Annotated in this window: 22 protein-coding genes and 1 pseudogene; 11 read left to right on the top strand and 12 right to left on the bottom strand. The window is 59.2% G+C overall.

Going from position 1 to position 24,607, the window contains the following annotated elements; translation table 11 throughout:
* From ACWPMX_RS02805 to ACWPMX_RS02775, 7 genes are all read left to right on the top strand, one after another.
* Complete coding sequence (locus ACWPMX_RS02805) at nucleotides 1–1,218, top strand: restriction endonuclease (protein ID WP_455698528.1); 1,218 nt, start codon at nucleotides 1–3, stop codon at nucleotides 1,216–1,218.
* Nucleotides 1,215–5,282: a DISARM system helicase DrmA gene (gene drmA, locus ACWPMX_RS02800; RefSeq protein WP_455698527.1), complete on the top strand. Its 4,068-nt coding sequence runs from the start codon at nucleotides 1,215–1,217 to the stop codon at nucleotides 5,280–5,282. The genes ACWPMX_RS02805 and drmA overlap by 4 nt, the downstream gene beginning before the upstream one ends.
* Nucleotides 5,279–7,129, top strand: coding sequence for a DrmB family protein (gene drmB, locus ACWPMX_RS02795; protein WP_455698526.1), 1,851 nt, complete (start codon nucleotides 5,279–5,281; stop codon nucleotides 7,127–7,129). The genes drmA and drmB overlap by 4 nt, the downstream gene beginning before the upstream one ends.
* Before the next feature lie 9 nt (nucleotides 7,130–7,138).
* Nucleotides 7,139–7,900, top strand: a complete 762-nt coding sequence (gene drmC / locus ACWPMX_RS02790; protein WP_455698525.1) for a DISARM system phospholipase D-like protein DrmC — start codon at nucleotides 7,139–7,141, stop codon at nucleotides 7,898–7,900.
* Complete coding sequence (locus ACWPMX_RS02785) at nucleotides 7,901–8,383, top strand: very short patch repair endonuclease (protein WP_455698524.1); 483 nt, start codon at nucleotides 7,901–7,903, stop codon at nucleotides 8,381–8,383.
* Nucleotides 8,384–8,517: 134 nt separating this feature from the next.
* The gene (locus tag ACWPMX_RS02780; RefSeq protein WP_455698523.1) at nucleotides 8,518–8,931 is read left to right on the top strand and encodes a hypothetical protein; all 414 of its coding nucleotides are present in this window, start codon (nucleotides 8,518–8,520) and stop codon (nucleotides 8,929–8,931) included.
* Nucleotides 8,928–9,836 carry a DUF5677 domain-containing protein gene (locus ACWPMX_RS02775; RefSeq protein WP_455698522.1) on the top strand — a complete coding sequence of 303 codons (909 nt, stop codon included), beginning with the start codon at nucleotides 8,928–8,930 and terminating at the stop codon, nucleotides 9,834–9,836. Before ACWPMX_RS02780 ends, ACWPMX_RS02775 begins: the two co-directional genes overlap by 4 nt.
* A 172-nt stretch (nucleotides 9,837–10,008) precedes the next feature.
* Here ACWPMX_RS02775 and ACWPMX_RS02770 read toward each other — a convergent pair whose 3' ends face one another.
* The 8 genes from ACWPMX_RS02770 to ACWPMX_RS02735 form a co-directional block, all read right to left on the bottom strand.
* Complete coding sequence (locus tag ACWPMX_RS02770; RefSeq protein WP_455698521.1) at nucleotides 10,009–10,992, bottom strand: AbiV family abortive infection protein; 984 nt, start codon at nucleotides 10,990–10,992, stop codon at nucleotides 10,009–10,011.
* A 120-nt stretch (nucleotides 10,993–11,112) separates the two neighbouring features.
* Nucleotides 11,113–11,787, bottom strand: coding sequence for a DUF6946 family protein (locus ACWPMX_RS02765; RefSeq protein ID WP_455698520.1), 675 nt, complete (start codon nucleotides 11,785–11,787; stop codon nucleotides 11,113–11,115).
* 37 nt (nucleotides 11,788–11,824) lie between these two features.
* Nucleotides 11,825–13,282, bottom strand: coding sequence for a phage terminase large subunit (gene terL / locus ACWPMX_RS02760; protein WP_455698519.1), 1,458 nt, complete (start codon nucleotides 13,280–13,282; stop codon nucleotides 11,825–11,827).
* On the bottom strand, nucleotides 13,279–13,815 hold the full coding sequence (locus ACWPMX_RS02755; protein WP_455698518.1) for a DUF5681 domain-containing protein: 537 nt from the start codon (nucleotides 13,813–13,815) through the stop codon (nucleotides 13,279–13,281). Before ACWPMX_RS02755 ends, terL begins: the two co-directional genes overlap by 4 nt.
* Nucleotides 13,816–13,881: 66 nt before the next feature.
* Nucleotides 13,882–15,300 carry a site-specific DNA-methyltransferase gene (locus tag ACWPMX_RS02750; RefSeq protein ID WP_455698517.1) on the bottom strand — a complete coding sequence of 473 codons (1,419 nt, stop codon included), beginning with the start codon at nucleotides 15,298–15,300 and terminating at the stop codon, nucleotides 13,882–13,884.
* A 798-nt stretch (nucleotides 15,301–16,098) separates the two neighbouring features.
* Nucleotides 16,099–16,989, bottom strand: coding sequence for a plasmid partitioning protein RepB C-terminal domain-containing protein (locus tag ACWPMX_RS02745; protein ID WP_455698516.1), 891 nt, complete (start codon nucleotides 16,987–16,989; stop codon nucleotides 16,099–16,101).
* Nucleotides 16,986–17,849, bottom strand: a complete 864-nt coding sequence (locus ACWPMX_RS02740; RefSeq protein ID WP_455700716.1) for a plasmid partitioning protein RepB C-terminal domain-containing protein — start codon at nucleotides 17,847–17,849, stop codon at nucleotides 16,986–16,988. The genes ACWPMX_RS02745 and ACWPMX_RS02740 overlap by 4 nt, the downstream gene beginning before the upstream one ends.
* 29 nt (nucleotides 17,850–17,878) lie before the next feature.
* Entirely contained in the window at nucleotides 17,879–19,453 is a 1,575-nt protein-coding gene (locus tag ACWPMX_RS02735) for a recombinase family protein (RefSeq protein ID WP_455698515.1), read from the bottom strand.
* 59 nt (nucleotides 19,454–19,512) lie between these two features.
* On the opposite strand from ACWPMX_RS02735, the gene ACWPMX_RS02730 reads away from it, so the two are divergent.
* The gene (locus tag ACWPMX_RS02730; RefSeq protein ID WP_455698514.1) at nucleotides 19,513–19,899 is read left to right on the top strand and encodes a hypothetical protein; all 387 of its coding nucleotides are present in this window, start codon (nucleotides 19,513–19,515) and stop codon (nucleotides 19,897–19,899) included.
* A gap of 380 nt (nucleotides 19,900–20,279) precedes the next feature.
* On the opposite strand, the gene ACWPMX_RS02725 is transcribed toward ACWPMX_RS02730, so the two are convergent.
* Nucleotides 20,280–20,921, bottom strand: a complete 642-nt coding sequence (locus ACWPMX_RS02725; protein WP_455700803.1) for a hypothetical protein — start codon at nucleotides 20,919–20,921, stop codon at nucleotides 20,280–20,282.
* Between ACWPMX_RS02725 and ACWPMX_RS02720 the strand changes: the two genes are divergently transcribed.
* Nucleotides 20,844–21,095 carry a VOC family protein gene (locus tag ACWPMX_RS02720; protein ID WP_455700715.1) on the top strand — a complete coding sequence of 84 codons (252 nt, stop codon included), beginning with the start codon at nucleotides 20,844–20,846 and terminating at the stop codon, nucleotides 21,093–21,095. The two genes, ACWPMX_RS02725 and ACWPMX_RS02720, sit on opposite strands and share 78 nt — an antisense overlap.
* Before the next feature lie 2 nt (nucleotides 21,096–21,097).
* A pseudogene (locus ACWPMX_RS02715) lies at nucleotides 21,098–21,265 on the top strand (YdeI/OmpD-associated family protein); the annotation flags it as partial.
* A 75-nt stretch (nucleotides 21,266–21,340) separates the two neighbouring features.
* Here ACWPMX_RS02715 and ACWPMX_RS02710 read toward each other — a convergent pair.
* The 3 genes from ACWPMX_RS02710 to ACWPMX_RS02700 form a co-directional block, all read right to left on the bottom strand.
* Complete coding sequence (locus ACWPMX_RS02710) at nucleotides 21,341–21,880, bottom strand: VOC family protein (RefSeq protein ID WP_455698513.1); 540 nt, start codon at nucleotides 21,878–21,880, stop codon at nucleotides 21,341–21,343.
* Nucleotides 21,877–22,278, bottom strand: coding sequence for a YybH family protein (locus ACWPMX_RS02705; RefSeq protein WP_455698512.1), 402 nt, complete (start codon nucleotides 22,276–22,278; stop codon nucleotides 21,877–21,879). The genes ACWPMX_RS02710 and ACWPMX_RS02705 overlap by 4 nt, the downstream gene beginning before the upstream one ends.
* Nucleotides 22,279–22,641: 363 nt before the next feature.
* Nucleotides 22,642–23,220, bottom strand: coding sequence for a TlpA family protein disulfide reductase (locus ACWPMX_RS02700; protein ID WP_455698511.1), 579 nt, complete (start codon nucleotides 23,218–23,220; stop codon nucleotides 22,642–22,644).
* Between the two features lie 13 nt (nucleotides 23,221–23,233).
* Between ACWPMX_RS02700 and argH the strand changes: the two genes are divergently transcribed.
* Nucleotides 23,234–24,607 carry an argininosuccinate lyase gene (gene argH, locus ACWPMX_RS02695; protein WP_455700714.1) on the top strand — a complete coding sequence of 458 codons (1,374 nt, stop codon included), beginning with the start codon at nucleotides 23,234–23,236 and terminating at the stop codon, nucleotides 24,605–24,607.

The following is a 24,607-nucleotide window of genomic DNA, read 5'->3' as shown; positions in this document are numbered from 1 at the left end:
ATGGTCAAAGTCGTCTCGTTCAGTGACCTGCCAACTACAGACCTCTTGGTCGACGCTGTATACGAGGGTGCGCCAGGCGGAATGTTGTCCGGCGAGGCACTTTCCAAACTGCTCCCTGGCTCGGGCAATCAAGGCGGTTTCAGGGCCTCGGGCCCTGGCGAGGCTAAGAAATTCGTCGTTCTCTACACGAGTGGAGACGATCAGGATTGGCCTGATCGACTCGACACGAGCACGGGTCAATTCGTGTATTACGGAGACAACAAAACCCCCGGACACGAACTCCACGATACGGTTCGCGGGGGGAACAAAATACTCCGCCGCTGCTTCGACCATCTGCACTCAAATCCGGCTCGAAGAGACGCAATCCCACCATTCCTCATCTTCCGGAAATATCCGACAGCAGCGAGTGCGCGATCGGTTCAATTCAAAGGATTGGCGGTTCCAGGATTTACCGGACTACCGGCGACAGCCGATTTGGTAGCGGTTTGGAAGACGACCAAGGGGCAACGGTTCCAGAATTATCAGGCGACGTTCACCGTCCTCGATACGCCCAGTATTTCTCGGGCTTGGCTTGAAGATTTGGCGTCAGATGATCGGCTGACCGATAATGCGCCGGATGCTTGGCGAGATTGGGTAAAGTTTGGCCGGTATGACGCTTTAACCGCCGAGAGCACGACGGTGATCCGAGATGCGGCTGCGCAGATCCCGGATAGCGCCGGAAAAATGGCCATACTCGATACCGTATGGCAGCACTTCAAAGATGCGCCTCGGGCGTTCGAGGCTTTCGCGGCGCACATTTTCCAAATGCACGATCAGCGAGTTATCATCGACGAGATTACACGGGCTTCTGTCGATGGGGGGCGTGATGCTATCGGGAAATATCTGCTCGGGCTGAGCGACGATCCGGTTTATGCCGAGTTCTCACTCGAAGCGAAATGTTACCGACCGCAATTGAACGGACAGACGGCCAACTCCGTTGGCGTAAAAGAGGTTTCACGTCTCATCTCAAGGATCAGACATCGTCAGTTCGGCGTGTTGGTGACGACGTCGGTCATTGGCCGGCAGGCGTACGAGGAAGTCCGCGAAGATCGCCACCCCATCATATTCATATGCGGCAAAGACATTGCCGACATCTTGACGACGAACGGCTTCAACACGCCCGAGCTCGTGGCGACCATGCTCAAGAACGAATTCGCGATCACGGGAGGCGCCGCATGACCGAAACGAATATCGGAACACATGCGCAAAACGCCTGGATCGCGGTGGGCGATGAGGGGCTTGCCAGTGCGTTCCCGTTCCCGCAATTCGCATTGACGCTAGCGATAGGAAAGAAACTCGTCGGCGGCGTTTCTGAGGGCGATTGGGTGCTCGTTGCCGACTCTGCGGGGAACGCCCTCCGCATCGGCCGTGTCTTGCGCTTACGTTCGGACTTAGATCGAACGACTATCTATTTCGATCAGGCCATAGACTGCCTCGCGGAGGCCACTCTGGCGGCCGCCGGCCTCTCTTCGCCAAGCTCTGGATCGGTCGGTCGATTGCAGTGGAGTGACTTCGTCGATGCTGTTCTGAAGCTGACAGGGAAGCCCCTAGACGAAATTCCGCTAATCGACACGCAGGCTTACATCCGCGAATTGCTCCAGCTTGCAGTCATGGACGACTTGCTCGGACCGGCGAACGGACCGGACGAGCAGATCGTCGAAATGAGCGTTCGTGATCGGTATCTCGTTGGCAAGCTCGCGCCTCAACAAAGAGGTGAAGCCGGCGGCATCGAAGGATTGGAGGGGCCGCTCGGAGTAGAGGACGAGGAAGAGCCGGACGATCTCGAAGTTCATACGGGAAGGCATGATCCCGGTGCGGAGTTCGACGGCACCACGGGCAAAGTCGATGCCGAAGCTGAAGCAGCCGAAGAGATCGATGCCGCCAGCAATCAGTCGCTCATCCCGTCGAGCCTCGGATTTACCTTTTGCGTGGACGGCGATGTCGACCAGATCGAGGTCGATGCTCGCTGGGGTCAATACACCCGCATCTATGACCATGAGCATACGAAGACCGTCAACAGAAAGATCAAGGACGCGGACGGCAACGTCGTCGAATCCAGACAGGAAGAGGTCAAGGCGAAGGTATGGCAGCGTGAGCCCTGCGGTGGCGTTATCACGTTGAACCTGACCGAAGGGGCCATCTCTCATCAAGCACCGGACAAAGCACATCCGGAAGTTCGCATTCAAGGAACCATCCGCGGCAAGAACGCCAACGGAGATCGTCTCGTCACGGTCTTCCTCGTGAACGCCCAGGAAGAGCCAGACGAGAACAAGGACAGCGGATGGCTATTCCAGCCAGAAATCCATGTGCGCGCCGTCTCTGACACTAAAGACCCCGCAATTTTCCGCCGACGGCTGGCGCTGACGGGTATCGGCGACGATGCCGAACGTGACGCGCTGGAAATGATCTATCGCAAGCAGGTCGAGTTCGCAGTCGGTCACGGTGTCGCCGTACATGCGCAGACCGAGACGGATGATCCCGAGCGCGCGACGAGCGTGCGCACTGTCGTGATGCCGCAATACGAAGTCCCGGTTACCGAAACACCTGGCCTCCGTCCCGAAGACCGTCCGGCGATGCGCAAAATGGTCGAAGACGGCTATCTCGACATGGAAGCGCTAGCGGCCATGGAGCGTGACGATCTCGTCGCCGCGCTCTCTATTCTCGCCGACGATTATGGCGAATGGATAAAGGAACAAGCCGCACGCATCGGGGCAGACGTCGTCGGGCATGACGAACAAGCCAAGACCGCGCTGAAGCGCTGCGACGAAATCAAGAAGCGTTTGGAAGAAGGGATTGCGGTCCTTGCGGATACTTCCGACGATAGGGCGCTCAAAGCGTTCCGTTTTGCCAACACGGCCATGGCAAAGCAGCGCATTCACAGCCTTTACGCGCTTTCGCGGCGTCGAGGTGAAGGCAAAGACCTCGCCGAATTCGAGGTGCGCAAAAACCGTTCTTGGAGGCCGTTCCAGCTTGCCTTCATCTTGCTTTCCTTGCCCTCGCTCGCCGACCCGACCCACAAGGACCGCTCCAAGCCTGTCGAAGCTTGTGCAGACTTGCTTTGGTTCCCTACGGGCGGCGGTAAGACCGAAGCCTATTTGGGAGTCGCCGCCTTCGCGATGGCGATCAGGCGTCTTCAAGGAAAACTCGGCGGTTTCGATGGAAGTCGCGGGCTTGGCGTCATCATGCGCTACACTTTGCGGCTATTGACGCTTCAACAATTCCAGCGTGCATCGACGCTGATTTGCGCCATGGAGCTTCTGCGCCAGGAAGCGATCGAAAGCGGAGACGAGTCCCTCGGGCAGACACCGTTCACGATCGGACTGTGGGTCGGAAACAAGGTCACACCCGGTACGACCAGCGACAGTCATCGTGCGATCAAGGACATCCGTGATCCCGACAAGTTCGATGCCGGCGGCACTTCACCGGCCCAGCTCACGAGTTGCCCTTGGTGTGGCTGTGAGGTGTCGGATAAGCGAGACATCGAAGTCGACACGTTCCTCAAACGCACCTCAATCTATTGCGGTGACAAGAAGGGCCGCTGCGAATTCTCCCGCGGCAAGTCGAGCAAGAAGGCTCACCCCGGCATTCCCGTCGTCGTAGTCGACGAAGAAATTTACCACTGGCCGCCATCAATGATGATCGCGACGGTCGACAAATTCGCTTTGATGGCATGGCGCGGCGAGGTCCGGACACTTTTCGGGCGCGCTACGATTGAATGTCCGCGTCACGGTTTGTTGTGGCCCGAGTCTGATTGCACCGGCAGACACCCGGCAAGCAAAGGTACGCCGCGATCGGAGCCGCGGCCGATCATGCCGCTCAGGCCACCCGATCTGATTATTCAGGACGAATTCCATCTGATAAGCGGGCCTCTCGGAACGATGGTCGGTCTTTACGAGACTGCGATCGACGAACTCTCGGGTTGGAAGTTCGATGACCTCACCATCAAGCCCAAAATCGTTGCTTCGACGGCGACCGTGCGCAAAGCACCTGAGCAGGTAAACAATGTTTTCATGCGCCGTGTCGCGGTGTTCCCGCCACATGGTTTGGATGTCGCCGACAATTTCTTTTCGATGCAAAGGCCGATCGAGCAAATTCCAGGGCGACGATATCTGGGCGTCTGTTCGCCTGGAAGTTCGCGACCAGCCATGCTCATCCGCGTCTACACGGCGTTTTTGACCGCTTCCCAAGCCTTGTTCGATCGGTTCGGCCAGGCTGCCGATCCTTATCTGACGGCCGTCGGCTATTTCAATTCACTCCGCGAGCTAGGCGGTATGAAGCGCCTCGCCGAAGACGACGTTCAGACACGATCCTATCGTGTGCAGATGAGCCTCGTCGATCGGCCCGGGCTCGCACAACGCAGCGTAAGCAATATCCGAGAGCTGACCTCACGCGTTTCGAGCCGAGATATCCCGAAATACCTCGATCAGCTTGAGGTCAAATTCAAAGCCAAGTTCGACCCTGCAAAAGGCAAATACGTCACCGAATGGGAGGAAGGCGAGGCGCGTGCGATCGATGTCGTTCTTGCCACCAACATGCTTTCGGTCGGTGTCGACGTAAACCGGCTGGGTCTCATGGTCGTCAACGGCCAGCCCAAGGGCACAGCCGAATATATTCAGGCCACGAGCCGCGTCGGTCGTTCTTCACCCGGCCTCGTCTGCACGGTGCTTACATGGGCGCGTCCGCGTGACCTATCGCACTATGAAACGTTCGAGCACTACCACGCGACTTTCTACAAGCACGTCGAGGCACAGTCGGTAACGCCGTTCTCCCCTCGCGCTATGGACCGCGGCTTGACCGGAGCGCTTCTGAGTCTCGTGAGGCTCGAAAACGACGTCTTCAATCCGAACGTGGGTGCCGGAGCCCTCGACAAGCCAGGAAAACCGGAGATCGTTCGTGCTGCTGACATAATCGGCGACCGTGCATGGAGCGTGTCACAGGAAGCGGCGATCAAAACCTTGGCATCGGACGAGCTCAAGGAACGGATCGACGAATGGGCCGACGAGGCCGGCAAGGGCGGCAGAACTCTCGCATACGAGAAGAAGGGGCCGAAGAAGGACACGATGGTCGCCCTGCTCCGTAAGCCGGGCATTCAAGCTTGGGACAACTTCACGGTCCCGATGTCGATGCGTGAGGTGGAACCGGGCGTTAGGCTCGTCATGAATACCAGTCGCTATGGGGGGGGTAGTCCGGCCTGGACTCCGCCACCGATTGGCGGCGACGACCCTGAAGAGGGGGACGCATGACGGGCGACAAAACCCCCATAGGCCAAGTTCGGCCATCGCAGCTCCTCTGGACCTATGGGCCTGGCGCACTGATCGACATGCCCAGCCTTTCTGTCGTGACGCTGGGCATCGACAGATGGGAAAAGAGCCGCTGCCAACCGATAGAAGAGGCTAGGCTTTTAGCGGCGGTTAGGAAGGAATTGGGTCCGCAAGTCGAGAGCCTGCGCATTCCGCCCTTCCAAAAGAGCGACGACATCGATGTCTGGTCCGCCGAAGCCTATATCGGCGTTCCCGTTCGCCCGTTTCCTCGCTGGCTTCGCTGCGTGAAATGCGGGCTCTTGTCCGAGTACGACCTCGGGCTCTTCGAGTGCAAAGAAAACCGATATCGCCCGGAGCAAACGCGTTTCGTTCACAAAGATTGCAAAGGCTCCAAGGGCGATCAACCTCCCAAGGATGCCGACGCCGTGCCGGCCCGTTTCTTGCTCGCGTGTCGCGCTGGGCATCTCGACGATTTTCCCTGGCACTATTTCGTCCATAGCGGACCCTCGACCTGCAAAGGGACGCTGCGCTTTTTCGAGAGCGGCGCTTCGCTCCAGACCGAAAACCTATGGGTCAAGTGTGACGAGTGCAGCGCATCGCGCAACATGGCTCACGCCTTCGGCAAGGCGGGGAAAGAGAATCTTCCCAAGTGTCGTGGTCGCCACCCCCACATGGATCAGTACGACGCCGACTGTATGGAACAGGCTCGCGGGGTTTTGCTTGGCGCTACGAACAGTTGGTTTCCGATCACGCTATCGGCGCTCGCGATCCCTCTCGCCCGCGATCCGATATCTCAGCTCGTGCAAGATGGCTGGGATTATTTCGCAGACCTGGAATCCGAAGCAGAGGTCGCGATCACGGTAAAGACTCTAAAGAAGACCGGCGCCTTGCCCGGGATTGACAAACACACGCCGAAGGCGATCTGGGAGATCGTCCAGCAATTCAAGAGCGGCGGAACGGGTGCGGGCGTTACCGAAGCCGACATAAAAGGTCCCGAGTGGGAGGTGCTGACCGATCCCAATCCGCCGACCGACTGGCCCCATTTCCTAAGCAAACCGGCCACTGTCCCGAAGGGCTTCGAAAAGCAGATGGCGAGCGTTTTGCTCCTAGAGAGACTGCGAGAAGTGAACGCACTGCTCGGGTTCACCCGCGTCGAAGCGCCAGAGGAATCGGGCAATCCCGACGAGCGACCAGCGCGTGCCGATCTATGCAAGGAGCCGCCCGATTGGGTGCCGGCAACTCAAGTTCATGGCGAAGGGATTTTCATCCGTTTCGACGACGAGGCACTCGAGGAGTGGGAAGCTCTGCCGAGCGTGCAAGAGCGGCACCAAAAGCTTCTGGCCGGGCATCGCGGATGGAGAAATTCACGCAAGCTCGACCCCGACGAGGGCTATCCAGGAATACGCTATGCGATGCTGCACACGCTATCGCATTTGCTCATTCGCGAGCTCGCGCTGGAGTGTGGCTATAATTCCGCAAGCATTCGCGAACGCATATACGCAGATGTCGATGGTGAGACGCCGCAAGCCGGCATACTCATTTACACCGCGGCGGCGGACTCGGATGGCACGCTTGGGGGACTCGTCGATCTCGGGAAACCTGAAAATCTCGGACGGCTTCTGAGCCAGGCTTTAAGCCGCGCGCAAATCTGCTCTTCGGACCCGCTGTGCTCCGAGCACGAACCGGAGAAAGATAGATCGCTCCACGCGGCCGCTTGTCACGCATGTTCCTTCGTCTCCGAGACTTCGTGTGAATTCGGGAATCGTTACATCGACAGAACTCTGCTTGTGCCCACACTTGAAGTCGCCGACGCGGCGTTCTTCGATTGAGGGTGAGACGTGGAAGAACTGCTCGACGCCATAATCGCTCTCGTGGCCAACAGTCCGCCAGCCAAGGTGGACCAGCTTGCCAAGATGATACAGGAAAGCTCCGCCGGCTCGTTGAAGTCGAGCGTTGCGGGGTGGGCAAACACGCCCGCATCGAAAACGCGCCTCGGCAAGTTGATCGTTGCGATTGATGCCTACGACGTACCCCGTCCGGAGCTTGCCGGTATGCTAATCGGCTCCAGCTACGCTTATCACAAAGCCAAGACCGAGGAGGTCGTTGATCTCGTATGGACGGGGCCATCGAGTGAGCTCGTGGCGACCAGGAAGACCGAACAAGCGTTGTTACAGGTCATCAGGGCTGCCCATACGAAGCTCTTCTTGACCAGTTTCGTTGCATACGAGGTCAAATTGATAATCAAGGCCCTAGGGCAGGCGATCGAGAACGGTGTGGAGCTCTCCATGCTGCTCGAATCCGACGGCAGTCATGGCGGAGGAGTGTCCTTCGATGTCATCGGCAAAATGAAGTCGGTTCTGCCGTCCGCCAAAATCTATTTCTGGTCGGACAAGGCCGACGCCTTTACCGGCGGTAAGGTTCACGCCAAGGTCGCTGTGGCGGATGAAAGGCTTTGCTTCATTTCCAGTGCCAACCTCACGGGCCATGCGATGGAAAAGAACATGGAGGCTGGCGTGCTCGTCCAAGGCGGAGCCCTACCGAGCAAGCTTCATCGTCATCTCGAAGCGCTCGTCACCACCAAGCAGTTGAAGCGGGTTTGAATGGATACGGTCGACCAGAAGACACGCTCACGGATCATGTCGTCGGTCGGCCAGAAGAACACCGCGCCGGAGAAATTGCTGCGAAGCGCACTCCACAGGCGAGGACTGCGGTTTCGCTTGCATGATCGCAAACTTCCAGGGAGCCCCGATCTCGTCTTTCCGAAATATCGCGCGGCGGTCTTCGTGCATGGATGTTTTTGGCACGCGCACGGTTGCTATCGTTCGACCAAGCCCAAGACCCGCGCGAAATTTTGGCAATCGAAATTCGAAGCGAACCGGCAGCGGGATTCACGAATTGTCGCTCGTCTCCGCGACAAGGGGTGGCGCGTCTTGACCGTTTGGGAATGTATCCTGAAAGGCAAAACCGCCCGACCTGTCGATGCGGTTGCCGAAGAGGTCGACCGCTGGCTGAATTCCGGCAACGCGATGGCCGAGTTGTCAGCCGCCGCCTATCCATCGGGAAATTTCAAGGTGGCGATATGACGATAGTTTGTCTTGGATGGGGGTCGCTTCTGTGGGACCCGCGCGAATTGCCGCTCGCATCGGAATGGCGGCATGACGGACCTGAATTGCCGATAGAGTTCGCCCGACAGTCTTCCGACGGACGGATTACGTTAGTGATCGAGCCGCAGGCGTCGCCGTTGAGAGTTTTTAGCGCCGAGCTTGACGTCACGTCGATGGATGACGCCCGAACGGCCCTCGCTGCCCGCGAGAAGATTACTTCTCGATATATCCATCGGTCGGTGGGCCACTGGAGCCCGCACGGGTCATCAGGTCACAAGGAATGCGAAGTCGTCGGAATGTGGGCATCGCAGAGCGATTATGCCGGTGTCGTCTGGACGGCTCTCAACCCGAAATTCCGTGACGCATTCGTCACTCCGACCTGTGCGCAGATCGTTACTTATCTCGAAGGTCTGGAAGCGGAAACGCTCAGCGACGCAGAGCGATACATTCGCCGGACGCCGTGCCCGATCCGTACTGCTTACCGCGACGAAATAGAGCGGGTCTTAGGCTGGACGCCGATAGAATGAACGAAGAAGCGCACAAGGTCATATTGGAGTTGTTTTGTGCGAGGCGGCGCTTGTCGCCCGATGATTTGCCGTCGGGGCTTGCCGATACGATCTGTGCCGTAAGTGCGCCTTATTTGCTGATGATCGAATGTCTTGACGAGCTGGGGGACGATCCGTCGCACGGGCTTTTGATCAAGCTGATCGACCGCTCTTATGAAACCGCAGCAGGAGCGCTGGCACTCATGGTAATCGGACACTTGCGGGAAGCCGAGATTCTGTCCCGCTCGGTCTTCGAGAGTTCGGTGACAACGGCCTATATCGAGCGAGAGACGCCGTCGTTGCGCCTCGCACAATTCTTCCGCTCCTATGTGCGGGAAGAGCGGGAGCAAAACCGCAAGTGGGCAAGAGAAGCCGCGAGTGCTCCGCCTGAAATCCGGAAAGATCACGAGCAGAGGATCGTTCAAAAGAACGAGGCGATGGATATCTACGAGCAGTTCATTGATGGCTTTGTCGCGCATTGCGGGATTGATCCCGAGAAGACGAAGAAATGGCCGGGGCTCATCGACAGGCTTACGGCCTTGGGGCGGCGGATCGATCACAGGACGATCTATGCCGCCATGTGCTCGCAGGCCCATCATGATGCCGAGGATGTCTTGAATTACTTCTTTGCCTTGAGTGTGGAAGGCGTGGACGGACTGGCCGAACGCATGGCGAGGGAGGCGGACACATTCAGCGTCTTCATGGTGCTTTGCGGGTTGCGCTCGTTTGTCGAAGCCATTCTCGCCGTGTCCCGCCAATTGAAGTTCCCGACCGTGACGCAGGAGGCCGTGAATTCGCTGAAGAGAATCACGGACGAACTTCAGGTCGTTGCGCCGCATCTCGATAAGGGCGGGTTTCCGGAGAACTGGATGGTGAAGGGAGCCTGACTATATGGGCGCGTCCCTGTCGGGTGCAGGCTCTCGTGAACCGAGCCTGCAGTCTCGGCCATCTGGCTTCGATCCCTCGCGCAAGAATCCTATTCATCGGTAGGGTGCCGATAATCTGTACGTTGTCGGGCCTCGGGCATTTGCAAATTTCGGATACTGAGTAGCCTATATGCTAATTTTCGGGACCTTCTTTGTCGTCCTTGAACAGGATTGCGGTGATCTTGTCACCAAAGGATTTCCCGAATGTCTTGTCGATTTTGTCTATTGATATCAGAAGCTTGGCTGGCTCGAAAAGGCGGCCATGATATTGCGGAAGTCTTGAACGGCTATCGTCCATCCTCTCCCGATATCGTTTCGCAACTGAAAGAAAGGCTTCTTTCAGCCGCTTGTCGGCCACCCGCTTCCGGTACTCGTGAACATAGCCCGTGAATGAATGATAGTCGGGCACAATGCCCGCACTCATCGCAGATGCGGAATAGATGATATCCGCCTCGACTTCTTCTGGCTGAAAGCTCTTCGGCCAGAGACCCGTTTCTCCCATGTCAAACGATTGCTTTAGAAAGTCGAGGCTCCGGCGAGACGTAACATGCCAGGATTCAAAGCTGTCACATCGTTCCTGCGCCAATGCGAGCAGAAGATCAGTGATATCCCGCACTTCAATTTCAGAATTGGGTGCGTGCACCCCGTCCATGCGGAGGTCCACATAGAACCCCGATTGTTTGAACGCATCCAGGCGCTCGAACAAACCTTCTGGCGCGGAGAAACGGTATAGCCAGCGATTAAAGGGCCCGTCAGCTTCGATGCGCTCCTTGAGCAGCGACCCATAGCACAGAATGTGTTTCTGTTTGTCGCGATGCTTGCCCAGAGCCTTCCAAAAGTCCTTCCACGCATCCGTCACGCCGCCATACTCATGTTGCAAGTAAGCGTTCGCGAGCATCGGAACTTTTGCCAATTCTTCCAGAGAAAGAACAGCGATAGAGGCTGCACGACTCCACCTGCCGTTAGCCACCATGAAACGCGCGTCATCGATCAGCGCCCGTCCGTTGCGGAAGTACGATGTCAGGGCTTCGGCCACTTCATTTTCGGGCAACGCGCCATCGCGCCGGATTGGTGAACGGTCTCGGGAAAGCCAGTTCAGAATTTCATCGTCAGTCATGATTTGCTTCGTTCCACCGTGAATCCCAACCATCAATGCCCATTGCGCACTTTCATCGCCACCTAGTCACGGAAATTGCCGCTGGAAATTCATGGTACCGTGCTTGCCCCCTTTCAGGCGTCATCCTGCCAACGTGGTTGAGTTGCCCTTAGCCCAACCGAGGAACAGTGGTCGGCATGTGGCGGTGGTTGCCCGGCACAATTTTCCGGGCTGAGGGTCGACGCCGAGGAGCGCGCAAAACGACCCAAAAGCATCGAACCACTTGGCCGTAGGCGAGAACGAATGGACGATCATCGCAGCCGCATCAGCCTTGAACCTCTCGGCCTCGATCAGGGCAGAGACTGTGCGATGCAAAAGCTGATAGTGAACTGTCCTAGGGATATCCTGCATGCCCAAACCGAGCATGTTGGCCAAGTAATCCAGCCGTTTGAGCTTGCCCGGCGAGGCATTCTCCAACCAATCACCTAACCTGCGGTCGAAGGACTCGTCGACCTTTCCCTCGATCATGACGGCTACGGTCATGGATCCGGCCCGGACGAATGCGAAGATGTCGTTCTGGCTAGCACCGCGTGATGCACCCGGTAACGGAACCTTGTGCTCGGGAAACGCGAACAAGAGGCCTGGGTCCGGTGCTATATCCTCAAGCAGGCTCCTTACCTCGCGGGGTATCCCATCCGCCGCTTCCCAGCAGTCGGCTAGCATCTTGGCAGAGTACCCATCCCGCCAATGAAGCTCCGGCTCGGCCAGCAATCGCTGCCAGTCGCTTGTCCCGCTTGTCGGTACGTAGATCGTCACTTGCCAGCCCTCTCCGTTACTTGCTCACCCCAACTCATTACCAGGGACGCTTGCGAAGCCTAACGCGTGCTCGAACCCTGCCCTCTTTGGTTCGCTCCGTCAGGATCCAATTCCAGTTGCGCATCTGAAACAGCACGAACTGGCTGAAGCTGTCAGCCTGGTCGTCATACTTTCCGTCGGGAAACGCCTGCAACTCGCGGCGAAAGTCATCAAGCCAAGGCGCTGCGCGTGGAAGCAGGAAATACCCGGCCTCGACCTCGGCGAGACAGCCGTTGAATCGTTCTTCCTTGCTCGAGACCGGCGGGATCATGAGCAGTCGCAATTTTCCGGTGGCGCGCAGATCCTGGTAAAGCGCGTAGCCGCTGCCCGCCTCTTCCATGATCACCTTGTCGGCGCGGTAGCGATTGCGCAGGTCAAGCACAGCGCGCTTGAGATCAGGAAAGTCGAGGCGCTTGCGGAAGACGTCGAGCAGGTACCATTTGCGCTCCTCGAGCTCGAAGCCCCAGGTCGTGCAGACCGAGTAATCACTGGTTGGCGCTGCAGTCATGCCCGTATCCCAGCTCTGCACCACCTTGATGAAGCGGTGGCGGGGTGGCGGCTCTTCATAGGTGCCGAACCAATCGAGGCGGATCATATTGCCTTCCGCCGTGATCGGATCCTGCTGATACTGGGCCGCGAAGGCCAGGGGCCCGAGATCGCGGCGGAGCTGCTCGAGTGTAGCCCTGTCTTCCCGGTCGGGATTGAGGAGGTCGCCAACCTGGCGATGGTGGAACCGGCCCGGACCAATTGGGATCATTTCGTCCTTCGTGGCAATCGCCGGCAGGTTCAGGTGGTGATACCCCTTCTCGAGCAGATAGGCGGGCAGATCGTCTTCGTGGAGGCGCTGCTGGATCGAGATGATGGAACCGGCCGCCTTGTCGTTGAGACGGCTGAGCAGGGTGTTGTCGAACCAGTTGCGCAACTCCTGCCGAATGGTCGGACTGCGTGCCTCGTCGGCCTTCATGCAATCATCGACGATGATGATGTCGGCGCCGAAGCCGGTGATCGAACCGCCGACCGACACGGCTTTGCGCACGCCGCCTGCGGTGGTTTCCAGTTCCAGTGCGCGGTTGCCGCGGTCGCTGATGCGCGTGGCGGGAAAGTCGCGGGCATACCACTCGCTTTCCATAATCATGCGGGTCTGGTTCGAGTGATGACGGGCCAGGTCCTGGCTGTAGCTCGCGACCATGATCCGCGCCGTGGGATCATGCCCGAGCACCCAGGCGACAAAGGCGACCGACGCGGTAATCGACTTCAAGTGGCGCGGTGGCTTGGTGATCACGAGCCGCCGGTCGGCCCCACGGTGAACCTCCATCAACGCGTGGCAAGTGGCGTGAAGGTACCATGCCATGTGCAGCGGTGGATCGCCCGGATGGAGTGTTTCGAAACATTTCATCAGGAAGGCGGGAAAGTGCTGACGCCGAGCCGCTGACAGCATGTTTGGATTGAGCTTCATTCGCCTTGCTCCTGCTCGGCCGTGAGCATCAGCCGCAGCTCCTCAAGCATCGCGAGATCGGTCGCGGTCAGGTCCTGATCGGGAGTCTGCTGATCGACACTGGCCTTCGCGTCAGGGACGGCATCGCCATACAACTTGATCAACTGCGCAAGCGCCCTTGGATTGCCCTTCATCGCCAGCTCGATCGTCTTGTGCAGGGCGGCCTCGATCCGGCTGATGCGCCGTTCGCCATTCGCTGTCCGGACCGCTACCTTCTGGGTCAGGGTGTCGCGAACGATTGTGCTGAGACCTTTGGCTGCCTTTGGACGACCCTTGGGGTTGCCAGACCTACCCGGCTTGAACCGGGTGGCGACGGGCGGTTTGCCATAGCCGACCGAATAGTCAGATCCTTCCTTCGACTGCGCCGGCTCGGTCAGCTCGGGCTCGGGGATATCGCCTTTTTCTTGTAAGACTGGACGGGACCGCGAGCGCACGGGCGGCAGAGTTGGTTGCGCTGCAGGTGAGATCTCGGGTTTGATGGGGCGGATCGGCACGGGATGTGTCCTTGCGATGGAACTGCAGGCCGCCCAGCGCGCGCAGCTGCGCACCGGGCGCCATACTCACTGGTCGATGGTGGCTTCGTCGCTGGCGCAGACTTGCTCGGCTGCGCGGACGTCGGTTTCCGCACGCTCCGCCGCGACCTCCGCAAAGCTCTGCCCGGTGCTGGCCAACACGGCCTGTTGTCCGGTCAAGTTCTGCCAGCGGCGGATCGCGACATCGACGTAGCCAGGATCGATCTCGACGCCAAAGCCGCGCCGCTTGGTCCGCTCCGCCGCCAGAATGGTCGTGCCAGACCCCATGAAGGCATCGAGCACGATCTCGCCGGGCTTGCTGACATCGCGGATCGCGTCGGCTACCAGGGCGACCGGTTTGACTGTCGGATGGTCGGCGAGGTCGGCCATCCGGTTACGTCCGAAGGTGTTGACCCCGGCATAGTCCCAGACATTGGTCCGGTAACGCCCGTGCTTACCCAGTTCGACATTGTTGGTGTGGGGTGCCTTGCCCTTCTTGGCGATCAAGACCAGTTCGTGCTTGGAGCGGTAGAGCGAACCCATCCCGCCGTTGGTCTTGTTCCAGACACACGTGTTGAGCAGCGCCAGGGCATTGGCGTCGAGTGCGGCCTGAAGTTCAGCGAGGTGCCGCCAGTCCATGCACAGGTCGAGCACCGCACCGTCCTTGAGGTACGGCAGCATCACCTTGAGGAAGCCCGTAAGGAAGGCGATGAACTCGGGGCTAGACATTTCGCCAGAGGCCATGGCGAACTCGGCGTGGCTCGTCTTCCCGAGACCACACACGTGCCCCGAGACCGGCACATTGTAGGGCGGATCGGTGAAAGCCATCGCGGCGATTTCGCCCGCAAGTAGTTCATCCCAGCTCGCCGTCTCGAGGCTGGAGGCGCAAAGCAGCCGGTGCTTGCCCAGCATCCACAGGTCACCAGGGCGGGTGACCGGATTGACGGGCACATCGAGCTGTTCGTCGGCCTCGTCTTCGGACGTCTCCGCCTTGCGGTTGTCATCGAGGAGCAAATCAACTTCCGCGGTCTCGAAACCGAGAATCTCGATCGGGGTCTCGTCCATCTCGATGATCGCGGCAATCTCCATGGCGAGCACTTCCGCGTCCCAGTTCGCCAATTCAGCCAACTTGTTGTCGGCCAGCCGGTAGGCGCGCACCTGCGCCTTGCTCCACTGGTGGGCGATGATCACCGGAACTTCGGCCATGCCAATACGCTTGGCAGCCGCTATGCGGGCTTCGCCGGCGATGATGACATCGTCCTCATCGATAAGTGCCGGCATCACAAAGCCGAACTCGTTCATCGAGGCACCCAGTTTGACCAACTGGTGCTCGGGATGCTTGCGCGGGTTGTCCTTGTAAGTGGTGAGGCTGTCGATCGCTCGGTACTCGATCGGTCCAAAGCGCTGCTCGAGAGCATCGCTCCTGTTGGACAGGACGGAGCGTTTCGTCGCTGCTGGTTTTGGCATGGTCTCTACTTTCTTGCTGGCCAGCAAGGAGGCAGAATGGGAGCAGCAGCAGATTTGCGGACAACCACCATCCGGCCCCGCAATTGCGTGGCTGATGAAGTTGTCTCCTATGCTGCTGCGTAGCGCCGGAGCGCGGTGCCAATCTGCTTCGAGAGACGCCGCAATTGTTATTGTCGAAGGCCCCTAAGTCAAGCGGGGTTTTGGCTTGCACTTCAGCGGACAGCGCAGGTCATCATGCTGACTGTCCGTATAAATTCCCTGTTATCGGTGTGAGAATTCCCTGTTCCGAAATCTCGAATTTTTCTTCTCGAACAGGGATCCATCGTGACCTGCTTTGCCTCACGCGACGTCAGATCCCTTGTCGATGCGGGCCTAGTTAGTTCACCTTTCCAGCGGAAACTTTGCCGGTCGACCCGTTCGTAGATATGGGCCATCTTCAGCGCATCCTTTGCGGAGATTACAGCAATAATCTCCGCAAACGATGCGGTGATAGATCTTGCATCTTTCCGCAATGACTGGGCTTACCACAGGGCAGGTCGAGGAGCAGCGGCGAATGGCGGTCCCTCAGGAAAGCAAGATTGCATTGCATGAAATAGGTATCAACCTCACCGCAATGGCCATCAGACAAGACAGTAGTGCGCGTCAGCCGGCCGTCGGCTGACGCGCACGAAGAACGGGGATCTCGTGATCCCCGGGTGGGCTTCATGCGGGTTCGCCGCCATTCCCACCGCCGCGCTCGATCCGCCCCATAGTGCGGCGTCTCCCGCGGTCCCCGCGCTTATCGGGTCCGGGTCCCCATCATGCCGCCTTCTGCATTTCGGCGATCTTCTGGAATTCGTGCAGTAAGTTAGCGTGCTCCTGCGCCAGGTGACGCACGACCCGAGCGTTATCCAGTAGGCTGGCGACGTATGCCGTGGCCAGCACCAGGTCGAGGTGATCGGCGCCATAGCTTTGCTCGATGAGTTTGAACTCTCGGTCGAGCCGTTCGGCTTCCTGGGTCATGAGATCGACCTGCTCGGGTGAGAGGCCACGAACAGTCTGCTGCTTGCCTTCGACCAGCTGATCGGCAGGTGTCGCGGCGACGATCGATTTCACATAGCCGAGCGAGTATTTGTTCATCGCGATCATCATTTCGGCAGCCGCGATCTGGCGCATTGGCTTCAATCGCCTCAGCTCGGTGAAGGCATTGAGCGGAACATGCTTGTCTCGCAGCAGGTCGGCAGCTTCCGGGCAGATGCCGACGAGCAGATTGCGCTTCTTGCGGATGCTGTGAATGTTGAGGTTGAGCGCGCGGGCGAGCCGCTCTTCCGAAACACCGCGCTTCACCGCCTGCAAAATCATGCGGTGTTCCTGGATAATCGCGATCCGGCTCACCCGGCGGTTGTAGGTGAAGGCTTCATCCTCGGTGGCGACGAGGCACACTACCTCCTGAACGCCCTGGGCAACCAGAATATCGATCCGCAAATGTCCATCGAGCAGGCGGAAGCGCCCTTTGGTGAGCGGATCACGAACGACAACGGGCGGCTCTATAATGCCGACTTCCGCGATCGATGCGGCGATCTGCCTATACTTCACTGATTTGCGAACGTCCGGGCGAAACTCACGCAGTGGAACGATATCCGCGATGGGAATACGCAGCGTCGAATCCTCGAACGCATGTGGCAACGATGGCTGGCGCGAGCGTGTCATGCGCCAGGTCCTGACTCTGGATGAATTCTCGCCATGAGGTTCTGTGGGAGGGTGGCCAGGTCCTCATCTTCAAGCAGGACGACATAGCGTTCGTCCTGAGCAAGGCGCCGCAGCGCTTCGATTATGATAAGCAGGCGATCCCGCGTAGCATTGGCGCGCTGGATGAGAGATCGTTTGCGATCGGTGTCCTCCTGGTAGGCCTTGACCAGAGCTTCTGCCGAGACGCGATCGTTCCTTTGCCGGTCGCTAGTGGCAAGGCCCTTTCCTCGGCGCCGGCGGGTCTCGATGATCTTGCGCGCCATGAGTAGCTTGCGACCCTTGAGCAAGCCGCGCTCGTAGGCGCTGGAAAGCGCAGCCTGTACTTCGTGGTCTTCGGACTCGGCGATCTCGACAGCAACACTCAAAGGGATGAACCCGCTCTCGACGGATCGCAGGAGGCGCTGCTCGCCCTTTTCGATGAGGCGCGAGACGCCGTGGACGTATTCGGCCGTGAGACCAGTCTTGCGCGCGATCTCCGCTTGCGAATATCCGCGCTCCTCCATTCCGCGAATATCCTGCAGCAGATCGATTGCCCGATGCTGCCTGCGGGCGCAGTTTTCGACCAGGCTGGCGATCAGACTGTCTTCAGGATCTGCGGTAACGACGAGCGCCGGCACCTCGGATTGGCCAAGCTCGACATAGGCTTCGAGACGGCCTTGGCCGCAGACGAGGTCATAGAAGGGACCACCAGCTTCGGCGCGCCTGGTGACGGTGATCGGCTTCTTGAGACCGATCTTCGCAATGTTGTCGACGATCTCCTTGAAATTGCGCTTATTGCGTATGCGCGGGTTGACCACAGTGATGCGGTCAATGGGGATCATCTCGACGCGCTGGGCAGGCAGGGCTGACATCAGGCCGCCTCCTTGAAGCGCGAACGTGCTGCCATTTGGTAGAAGGGCGCCAGCGTATCGAAGCGATAGGCATCGAGCGAGAGGCCATTGTATTCAGCAAGCCGCAGGACGGCATCGCGCATATCAAGCCGTGGCAGCAGGTAATAGTCCTTGGGGCTTTCGTTTCCGTCCTCCATCCGGATGGCGACGGTGAGGTTGGGTTTGAGCGCGGTGTCGAGGCGCAACTTCCAGCGCAGGCTGCCAGCTGATGTCTGGAAGCAACGGACAATGACCAGCGAGGCCGTGAATTCCCGGTTGATCGTCAGGAGATCGGTTGAGGGATCCCGTGTGGCAAACCCACCGGCCTTGGCGATGCCGTCGAGAACGGACTGGATGATGCTGGGATACATTTCCCGCAACCTCCGGTTGGTCTCGAGGTAGCGGTAGTCATGGTCCGGCGCGAAGCCGACCAAGGCATAGGCCCTCAGTAAACTGCCGAAGCGGGTGCGGAAGGAGCTGCTCGAGGGGCAGTCCTCTGCCTCGTCGATGATCAGGCCTGACAGGTAGCCATTGTGCTTGAGGATCGTTTCCAGGAGCTTGAGCATCTCATCGTCGGTCAACCGCGCACTTCGTTGTCGGATGATGGCCTGCGCAGCATTGAACAGGTCGGCAGAGACTATGCCTTCGAAGGCTCCGTCCGCCCGGATCCATTCTTCGGGCTCGTTGCGAACATGTGCGCCTTTGAGCTTACAGGATGTGCGGCCCCAGACATTGTTACCGATGTACTTCTCGTTGATCAGCAATTGATGGACCGAGCCGCGGGTCCAGGGACGACCGAGATCGGTTGCAATGCCATGCTGGTTGAGATCGTCGGCGATCTCCCGTTCGGTAAGGCCATCTTTGACGAATTGGCGGTAGACATCGCGAACGACTGAGATCTCATCTTGCGGTCCCGGCACCAGGACGACCCGGTCGGTGGTAATACTCTTGTGCTCGCCGTGATCGAGAAGGCCCTTCTCGGCGCCAGACTGGTCGACGAGCATGCGCCTGAGTCCAAAACCGGCTGGACCGCCTTGCCGGAAGCCGAGCCGGATCAGGTTCGCCTGGCCAGCAAAGACCTTGACCGACAGTTCACGGCTGTATTCGCCGGCCATCGCTCGCTTGACCGTCTTGATGATCGAGGAGCCGATGCTGCCATCGTTCTCGAACTGCTCTGCACAGTAATGGACCTGAACGCCGGCCCTTCGGCAACGAAGCTCGTAAGATGCTGCCTCGTCTGGATCCTGGAAGCGGCCCCACCGGCTCACGTCATAGACGAGCAATGCTGTGAAGTCCGCTTGGCCGGATTCCACGTCCTCGAGCAGCTTTTGCAGGCCTAGGCGTCCGCCGATATTGAGGCCGCTCTTTCCTTCATCGGCATAGGTCCGGACGATCTCATAGCCGCGCTGCTCGGCATATTTGCAGATCGCGGCTGACTGGTTGTCGGTCGAATATTTCTGATGTTCGGTCGACATGCGGACATATTCCGCCGCGCGCTGCTTAGGCGGTTCGCCAGGCGGTCCTAACCCATTTGTGTCCAGCCATTTGATGACCATCGCTGCCCCACAATGAGCCTGCTGCGAAAAGAGCCTTTTACAATAGGAAAGGGCGAAGCGTGGTTCTTAAAAGCGGAACTCAAGTTCCGAATTCACGGTTTGTACTGACGGATTCCGAACTAGCAGTGCATATTGGGCAAGCTCTCAAGGCTGAACTTGGAGCGACTCGCAGGGCAACAAAAACGGTGATGCGCTGGACCCACGTCAGCGATCGTACCGCGAGAAAATGGCTCCACGGCGATGCCTGCCCAGGCGGGCTACACATACTGGCGCTGGCCTCAAACTCGCCCGCGATCATGAGTTTGATCTTGGAACTTACCGGTCACGAAGGCCTTCAACTGGCCCTGGAATTGAAAGCCGTCGAACGCGGTCTTGAAGACGCGTTGACCAAGGTCCGGGCATCCATTCATGTCTTAGGAAACCAAGGCGATCACAACCGGAGCTAGAGATTTCCGGTGTCCGGTCTCACACGCTCAGTTCGCGGAAATCGATTTCCCTCTAACACCAACCAATTCCGTGTTCTGATCGATACGTTCGCTGATAACGGTGAGGGAATTCCCTGTTCGGAGTTTAGGGAAATGGGTATGAAAACTGGCGGGATTCCGGGCTTTTTGGGTTGAACAGACTACTCTGAATGGCTCTCATTTTTCGCGAATTCCCTGTAAATTCCCGCAGAACAGGGTAACTCGGTGTCCGAGACTGGTTCGCTCGGAACTGCGTCCACCACCAGTTTTCGCTGGACGAAACAGTCCGGGGGACTGTTTCGCGCGAAAACTCCCGAGCGACAGCGAAGGGTCGACTGCATGAAATCATCCGGTGGATGATTTCAGGTCGAAACTCCCGAGCGGCAGCGAAGGGCGCTGGACGAAACAGTCCGGGGGACTGTTTCGCGCGAAAACTCCCGAGCGGCAGCGAAGGGTCGACTGCATGAAATCATCCGGGGAATGATTTCAGGTCGAAACTCCCGAGCGACAGCGAAGGGCGAAGCGAGGCTCCTCATCCGCAAGGCGGGTATCGGATCGATCGGCTCGAAACCGGACTTTCCGTTAACGACCCCAAAGGGGTCAATCATCTCATAGTCATGTTGCACCTTACTTTCAGAGGCCTCAATCATTCCGCTGTCGTCCGAGGACAGACCTCGGTTCATCGAAAAACAAAATGCTTGTTCATGCCGTGATGACGGAACCACCTTTTTTGGATCACGTTTCGAAACTGCGATAAGCATTATGGAGTTCTCGAGATGCGCGTAAAGCGCGGTCGTCTTACAGATCATATCCACCTCCACGCCGAGGACATCACAGCGACTTAGGCCTTTTATGTCGCTATCTTGAATGTTCTGGACGTCGATGTTCAAACCGACGACGCGCACCTTTCCGCTGACGAACTTTGGATCGGCGGCGAAGCGGGCAGCACAAACGTCCACCTCGCTTTCCAAGCAAAGGATCGGGATACGGTGCAACGCTTCCATGCCGCCGGTCTTGCCGCCGGCGGTCGCGACAATGGGCCTCCGGGATTACGGGCTTATCACCCAGGCTATTATGCGGCATTTCTGCTCGACCCCGACGGCAATAACATCGAAGCCGTCTATCACGGCCCGGCGGAACGGTCGGCCGTTAGCGTCGAAATCACTGTCGGACAGTAAGGATGGCAAAGCGACCGCGACACCCGATTCCCGAGGATGTCCGGACAGAGCTTAAGCGGCATCGGCTCGTGACAGCTTACGAGCGAAGACCGGCCTACCAGCGCAACGATTACATTGGGTGGATCGGGCAGGCCAAGCGCGACGAAATCCGGGAAAAAGGAATTGACCAAATGATCGATGAAGATCGCCGCGGCGACGTATACATGAAATGCCCTGGAGGACCGCTGACTGATCAGAGTAACTCCTTATTGGATACCAACGGCTTTCCTGAGTTCAGCGATGTCGATTTTCGTCATCCGGAACAAGGCGACGTTCATGCGAGCCGACCGTGCGCGGTCCTCACTTTCCTCAATGTCCCATACAAAGCTCGGCACGATTTGCCATGAAATGCCGTAACGATCTTTAATCCAGCCACATGGCTGCTCTTCTAGGCAATCACGGGAGAGGTCCGCCCACAACTCGTCGATTTGGCCCTGCGTTTCGCAAGAAACATAGATTGAGGTGCTCTCATTGAATTTTCCAAAGAAGGCACCGCCGTTGACGGCATAGAACTGCTGCCGGTCCAATACGAACCTGATCGACTTCACACCCTCCGTGGGCATGATTTCGACGGATATCTCTGGCAACTTCCGCAATTCCGCGAGTTCATATGCGTCGAAGTGATTGATGCTTTCGATTCTGGACGCTCCGAACACGGAATTGAATAATCGCACGTATCGCTCGACAGCAATCTCCGCCGAACGGGCAAAGGTAAGACACGTAGTGGGCTGGGCACTTGCGGTCACTGTGGCGGCTCATCGAATGGATCAGCAGATGAGTGGTGTTCGTGCGCGATAACCCAGTGATCACCCTCCTTGCGAAGACCGAGAGTTAGTCGACAAATGGGTTCAGCAGACCCGCCGATCCGCAGAAGACCTGTCGCGAAGGCTACATCGTCTCCCGCCGTGACAGCCAACTCCTCGATTACGAACAAATCCTCAGCTGGTTCACCGAACTTGAAAAAATACTCCCATGTTTTCCGATATTCATCGAGCCCTTGCCACTGCAGAGGGCCATTGACGTCAAACATGAGTACGTCGTCAGGGTGGTTTGCGACGATTTCACTGATCTTCCCGCGCTGGACCGCGAGCGTCCAGCGCTCGATCGTGCGCGTTACTTCCGCGGTGTTTGCGTCGTCTGGCATGATGAAAAAGAATGCTGATTAGCAGGCAGGGTTCCCGCTGGCCCAGGTCACACAGCGCGGCCGGAATGCATTGAGAATCGGTACGCGCTTCTTTCAGTCTGAATAATGTAAACAGACGAGGGAGCTAAAATCTGCAATGGGTTGCCTGCGGGAGAGCTGCTTTCCCGCCTCACGAAGCGCCCACCACACTGCTGGCGGCCCAAAACGGACAGCTCGAATCTGCTAGTGGAGATGTCAGCTTACCACCCCAAAAGCGGTCGGTCACGCCAATGACCGACATCCCCGAAAGCGGCCATCCTAGCGCGCCCCTCATCTGCGCCCTGCGCGGCGAACCGGGGCTGACGCTGCCCGCCGACGAAGCCCTCAGCCCCCCACCGCCTCATCAACCAGCGCCTTCGCATCCGCGCTCTGCCAGTCGAAACCGCCGACCACGCGGGCGATCTCTTCTCCGCTCGCCGAATAGAGCACCGTCGTCGGCAGCACGCCGTCGCCGCCGAGCGCGGTGGACAAGGCATTCTCCCGGTCGAGCCACGGTTCGAGGTGGGCGAATTTCGCCTTGTCGAAGAACGGCACGACCTTTTCCGCGCCTTGCAGGTCCTGGCTGGCGACGATCACGCGCAGTTTGTCGCCATAATCGCCCGCGAGCCCATCGAGCGTGGGCATTTCCTCCACGCACGGCCCGCACCACGTCGCCCACAGGTTGAGCAGCACCGGCTTGCCGCCGAGCGCGCCGGTGTTGAGCGCCTTGCCGTCGGGGTCGGTCAGGGCGACGGCGGGCAGCAGGTCGCCCGCATGGCTGCGGTCGATCGTGCCGGTCAGCGCGCCCGTGGCGGCAGGCGACGCCTGTTCTTGCGGCTCGGCAGGCTCTTCCCTACTGCACGCGCCGAGCAGGGCGACCGAGGCGAAAAGCGTGAGCGACAGTCGGAACGACAATGACGGCAAGGGGGCGAACTCCATGTGGGGCGGGCGCTTCGCCGAGGGGCCTAGCGCGATCATGCGCGAAATCAACGCCTCGATCCCGTTCGACAAGGCGCTGTGGCGGCAGGACATCGCCGCGTCGAAGGCCCATGTCGCCATGCTGGGTGCGCAGGGTATCGTATCGGCCGCCGATGCCATCGCGATCGCCGAGGGCCTCGATCGCGTCGCCGCCGAATACGAGGCGAGCGGCGTTCCCGAGAACTGGGACCTCGAGGACATCCACATGGTCACCGAAAGCCGCCTCGCCGAGCTGATCGGCGCCCCCGCCGGCCGTCTCCACACGGGGCGCAGCCGCAACGACCAGGTCGCGACCGACTTTCGCCTGTGGGTGCGCGACGCGATCGACCAGGTCGACGCGGGTCTGCTCGGCCTCCAGCGCGCGCTGGTGACGCGGGCGGGCGAGCACGCGGACAGCATCATGCCCGGATTCACCCACTTGCAGACCGCCCAGCCGGTGACGCTCGGCCATCACCTCATGGCCTATTACGAGATGCTGCGGCGCGACCGTTCGCGCTTCGCCGATGCGCGGGCGCGGGGGAACGAGTGCCCGCTCGGCTCGGCCGCGCTGGCCGGGACCGGTTTTCCGCTCGATCGCGATGCGACCGCCACCGCGCTCGGCTTCGACCGGCCGACCGGCAACAGCCTCGATGCGGTGAGCGATCGCGACTTCGCGCTCGACTATCTGCAGGCCGCTGCCCAATGCGCGCTGCACCTCAGCCGCCTTGCCGAAGAGCTGATCCTGTGGGCGAGCCAGCCGTTCGGCTTCGTGCGCCTGCCCGATACGCTCAGCACCGGCAGTTCGATCATGCCGCAGAAGAAGAACCCCGACGCGGCGGAACTGGTGCGCGGCCATTCGGGCCGCATCGTCGGCTGCCTGACGAGCCTGATGGTGACGATGAAGGGCCTCCCGCTCGCCTATTCGAAGGACATGCAGGACGACAAGCCGCCGGTGTTCGAGGCGCATAGCCTGCTCGGGCTCAGCATCGCGGCGATGACCGGGATGATCGCCGATTCGACCTTTCGCACCGATCGGATGCGGCAGGCGGCGGAGCTTGGCTATGCCACCGCCACCGACCTTGCCGACTGGCTCGTGCGCGAGGCCGACGTGCCGTTCCGCGAGGCGCACCACATCACCGGCGCGGCCGTCAAACTCGCCGAAAGCCGCGGTGTGGCACTCGATCAACTGTCATTGGCGGACTTTCAAGCGCTTCATTTGCACATCGACGAACGCGTGTTCGCCGCGCTGTCGGTGGATGCCTCGGTCGCAGCCCGCGCCAGCTATGGCGGGACCGCGCCCGAGCGGGTAAGGCAACAGGTAGCCGCGGCGCGCGCCGCGCTCGGGATGGAGTGA

The sequence above is a fragment of the Tsuneonella sp. HG094 genome (genome assembly GCF_053819285.1).
Note: the sequence above shows the minus strand (reverse complement) of the source record. Positions and strands in the feature narration are given on the sequence as shown.

Excerpts from the sequence above, each read along its gene's own strand:
- ACWPMX_RS02805 (WP_455698528.1), top strand. The coding sequence starts at position 1 with ATGGTCAAAGTCGTCTCGTTCAGTGACCTGCCAACTACAGACCTCTTG.
- drmA (WP_455698527.1), top strand. The coding sequence starts at position 1,215 with ATGACCGAAACGAATATCGGAACACATGCGCAAAACGCCTGGATCGCG.
- drmB (WP_455698526.1), top strand. The coding sequence starts at position 5,279 with ATGACGGGCGACAAAACCCCCATAGGCCAAGTTCGGCCATCGCAGCTC.
- ACWPMX_RS02785 (WP_455698524.1), top strand. The coding sequence starts at position 7,901 with ATGGATACGGTCGACCAGAAGACACGCTCACGGATCATGTCGTCGGTC.
- ACWPMX_RS02775 (WP_455698522.1), top strand. The coding sequence starts at position 8,928 with ATGAACGAAGAAGCGCACAAGGTCATATTGGAGTTGTTTTGTGCGAGG.
- ACWPMX_RS02770 (WP_455698521.1), bottom strand. The coding sequence starts at position 10,992 with ATGACTGACGATGAAATTCTGAACTGGCTTTCCCGAGACCGTTCACCA.
- terL (WP_455698519.1), bottom strand. The coding sequence starts at position 13,282 with ATGAAGCTCAATCCAAACATGCTGTCAGCGGCTCGGCGTCAGCACTTT.
- ACWPMX_RS02750 (WP_455698517.1), bottom strand. The coding sequence starts at position 15,300 with ATGCCAAAACCAGCAGCGACGAAACGCTCCGTCCTGTCCAACAGGAGC.
- ACWPMX_RS02745 (WP_455698516.1), bottom strand. The coding sequence starts at position 16,989 with ATGACACGCTCGCGCCAGCCATCGTTGCCACATGCGTTCGAGGATTCG.
- ACWPMX_RS02740 (WP_455700716.1), bottom strand. The coding sequence starts at position 17,849 with ATGATCCCCATTGACCGCATCACTGTGGTCAACCCGCGCATACGCAAT.
- ACWPMX_RS02735 (WP_455698515.1), bottom strand. The coding sequence starts at position 19,453 with ATGGTCATCAAATGGCTGGACACAAATGGGTTAGGACCGCCTGGCGAA.
- ACWPMX_RS02725 (WP_455700803.1), bottom strand. The coding sequence starts at position 20,921 with ATGGAAGCGTTGCACCGTATCCCGATCCTTTGCTTGGAAAGCGAGGTG.
- ACWPMX_RS02705 (WP_455698512.1), bottom strand. The coding sequence starts at position 22,278 with ATGCCAGACGACGCAAACACCGCGGAAGTAACGCGCACGATCGAGCGC.
- argH (WP_455700714.1), top strand. The coding sequence starts at position 23,234 with ATGTGGGGCGGGCGCTTCGCCGAGGGGCCTAGCGCGATCATGCGCGAA.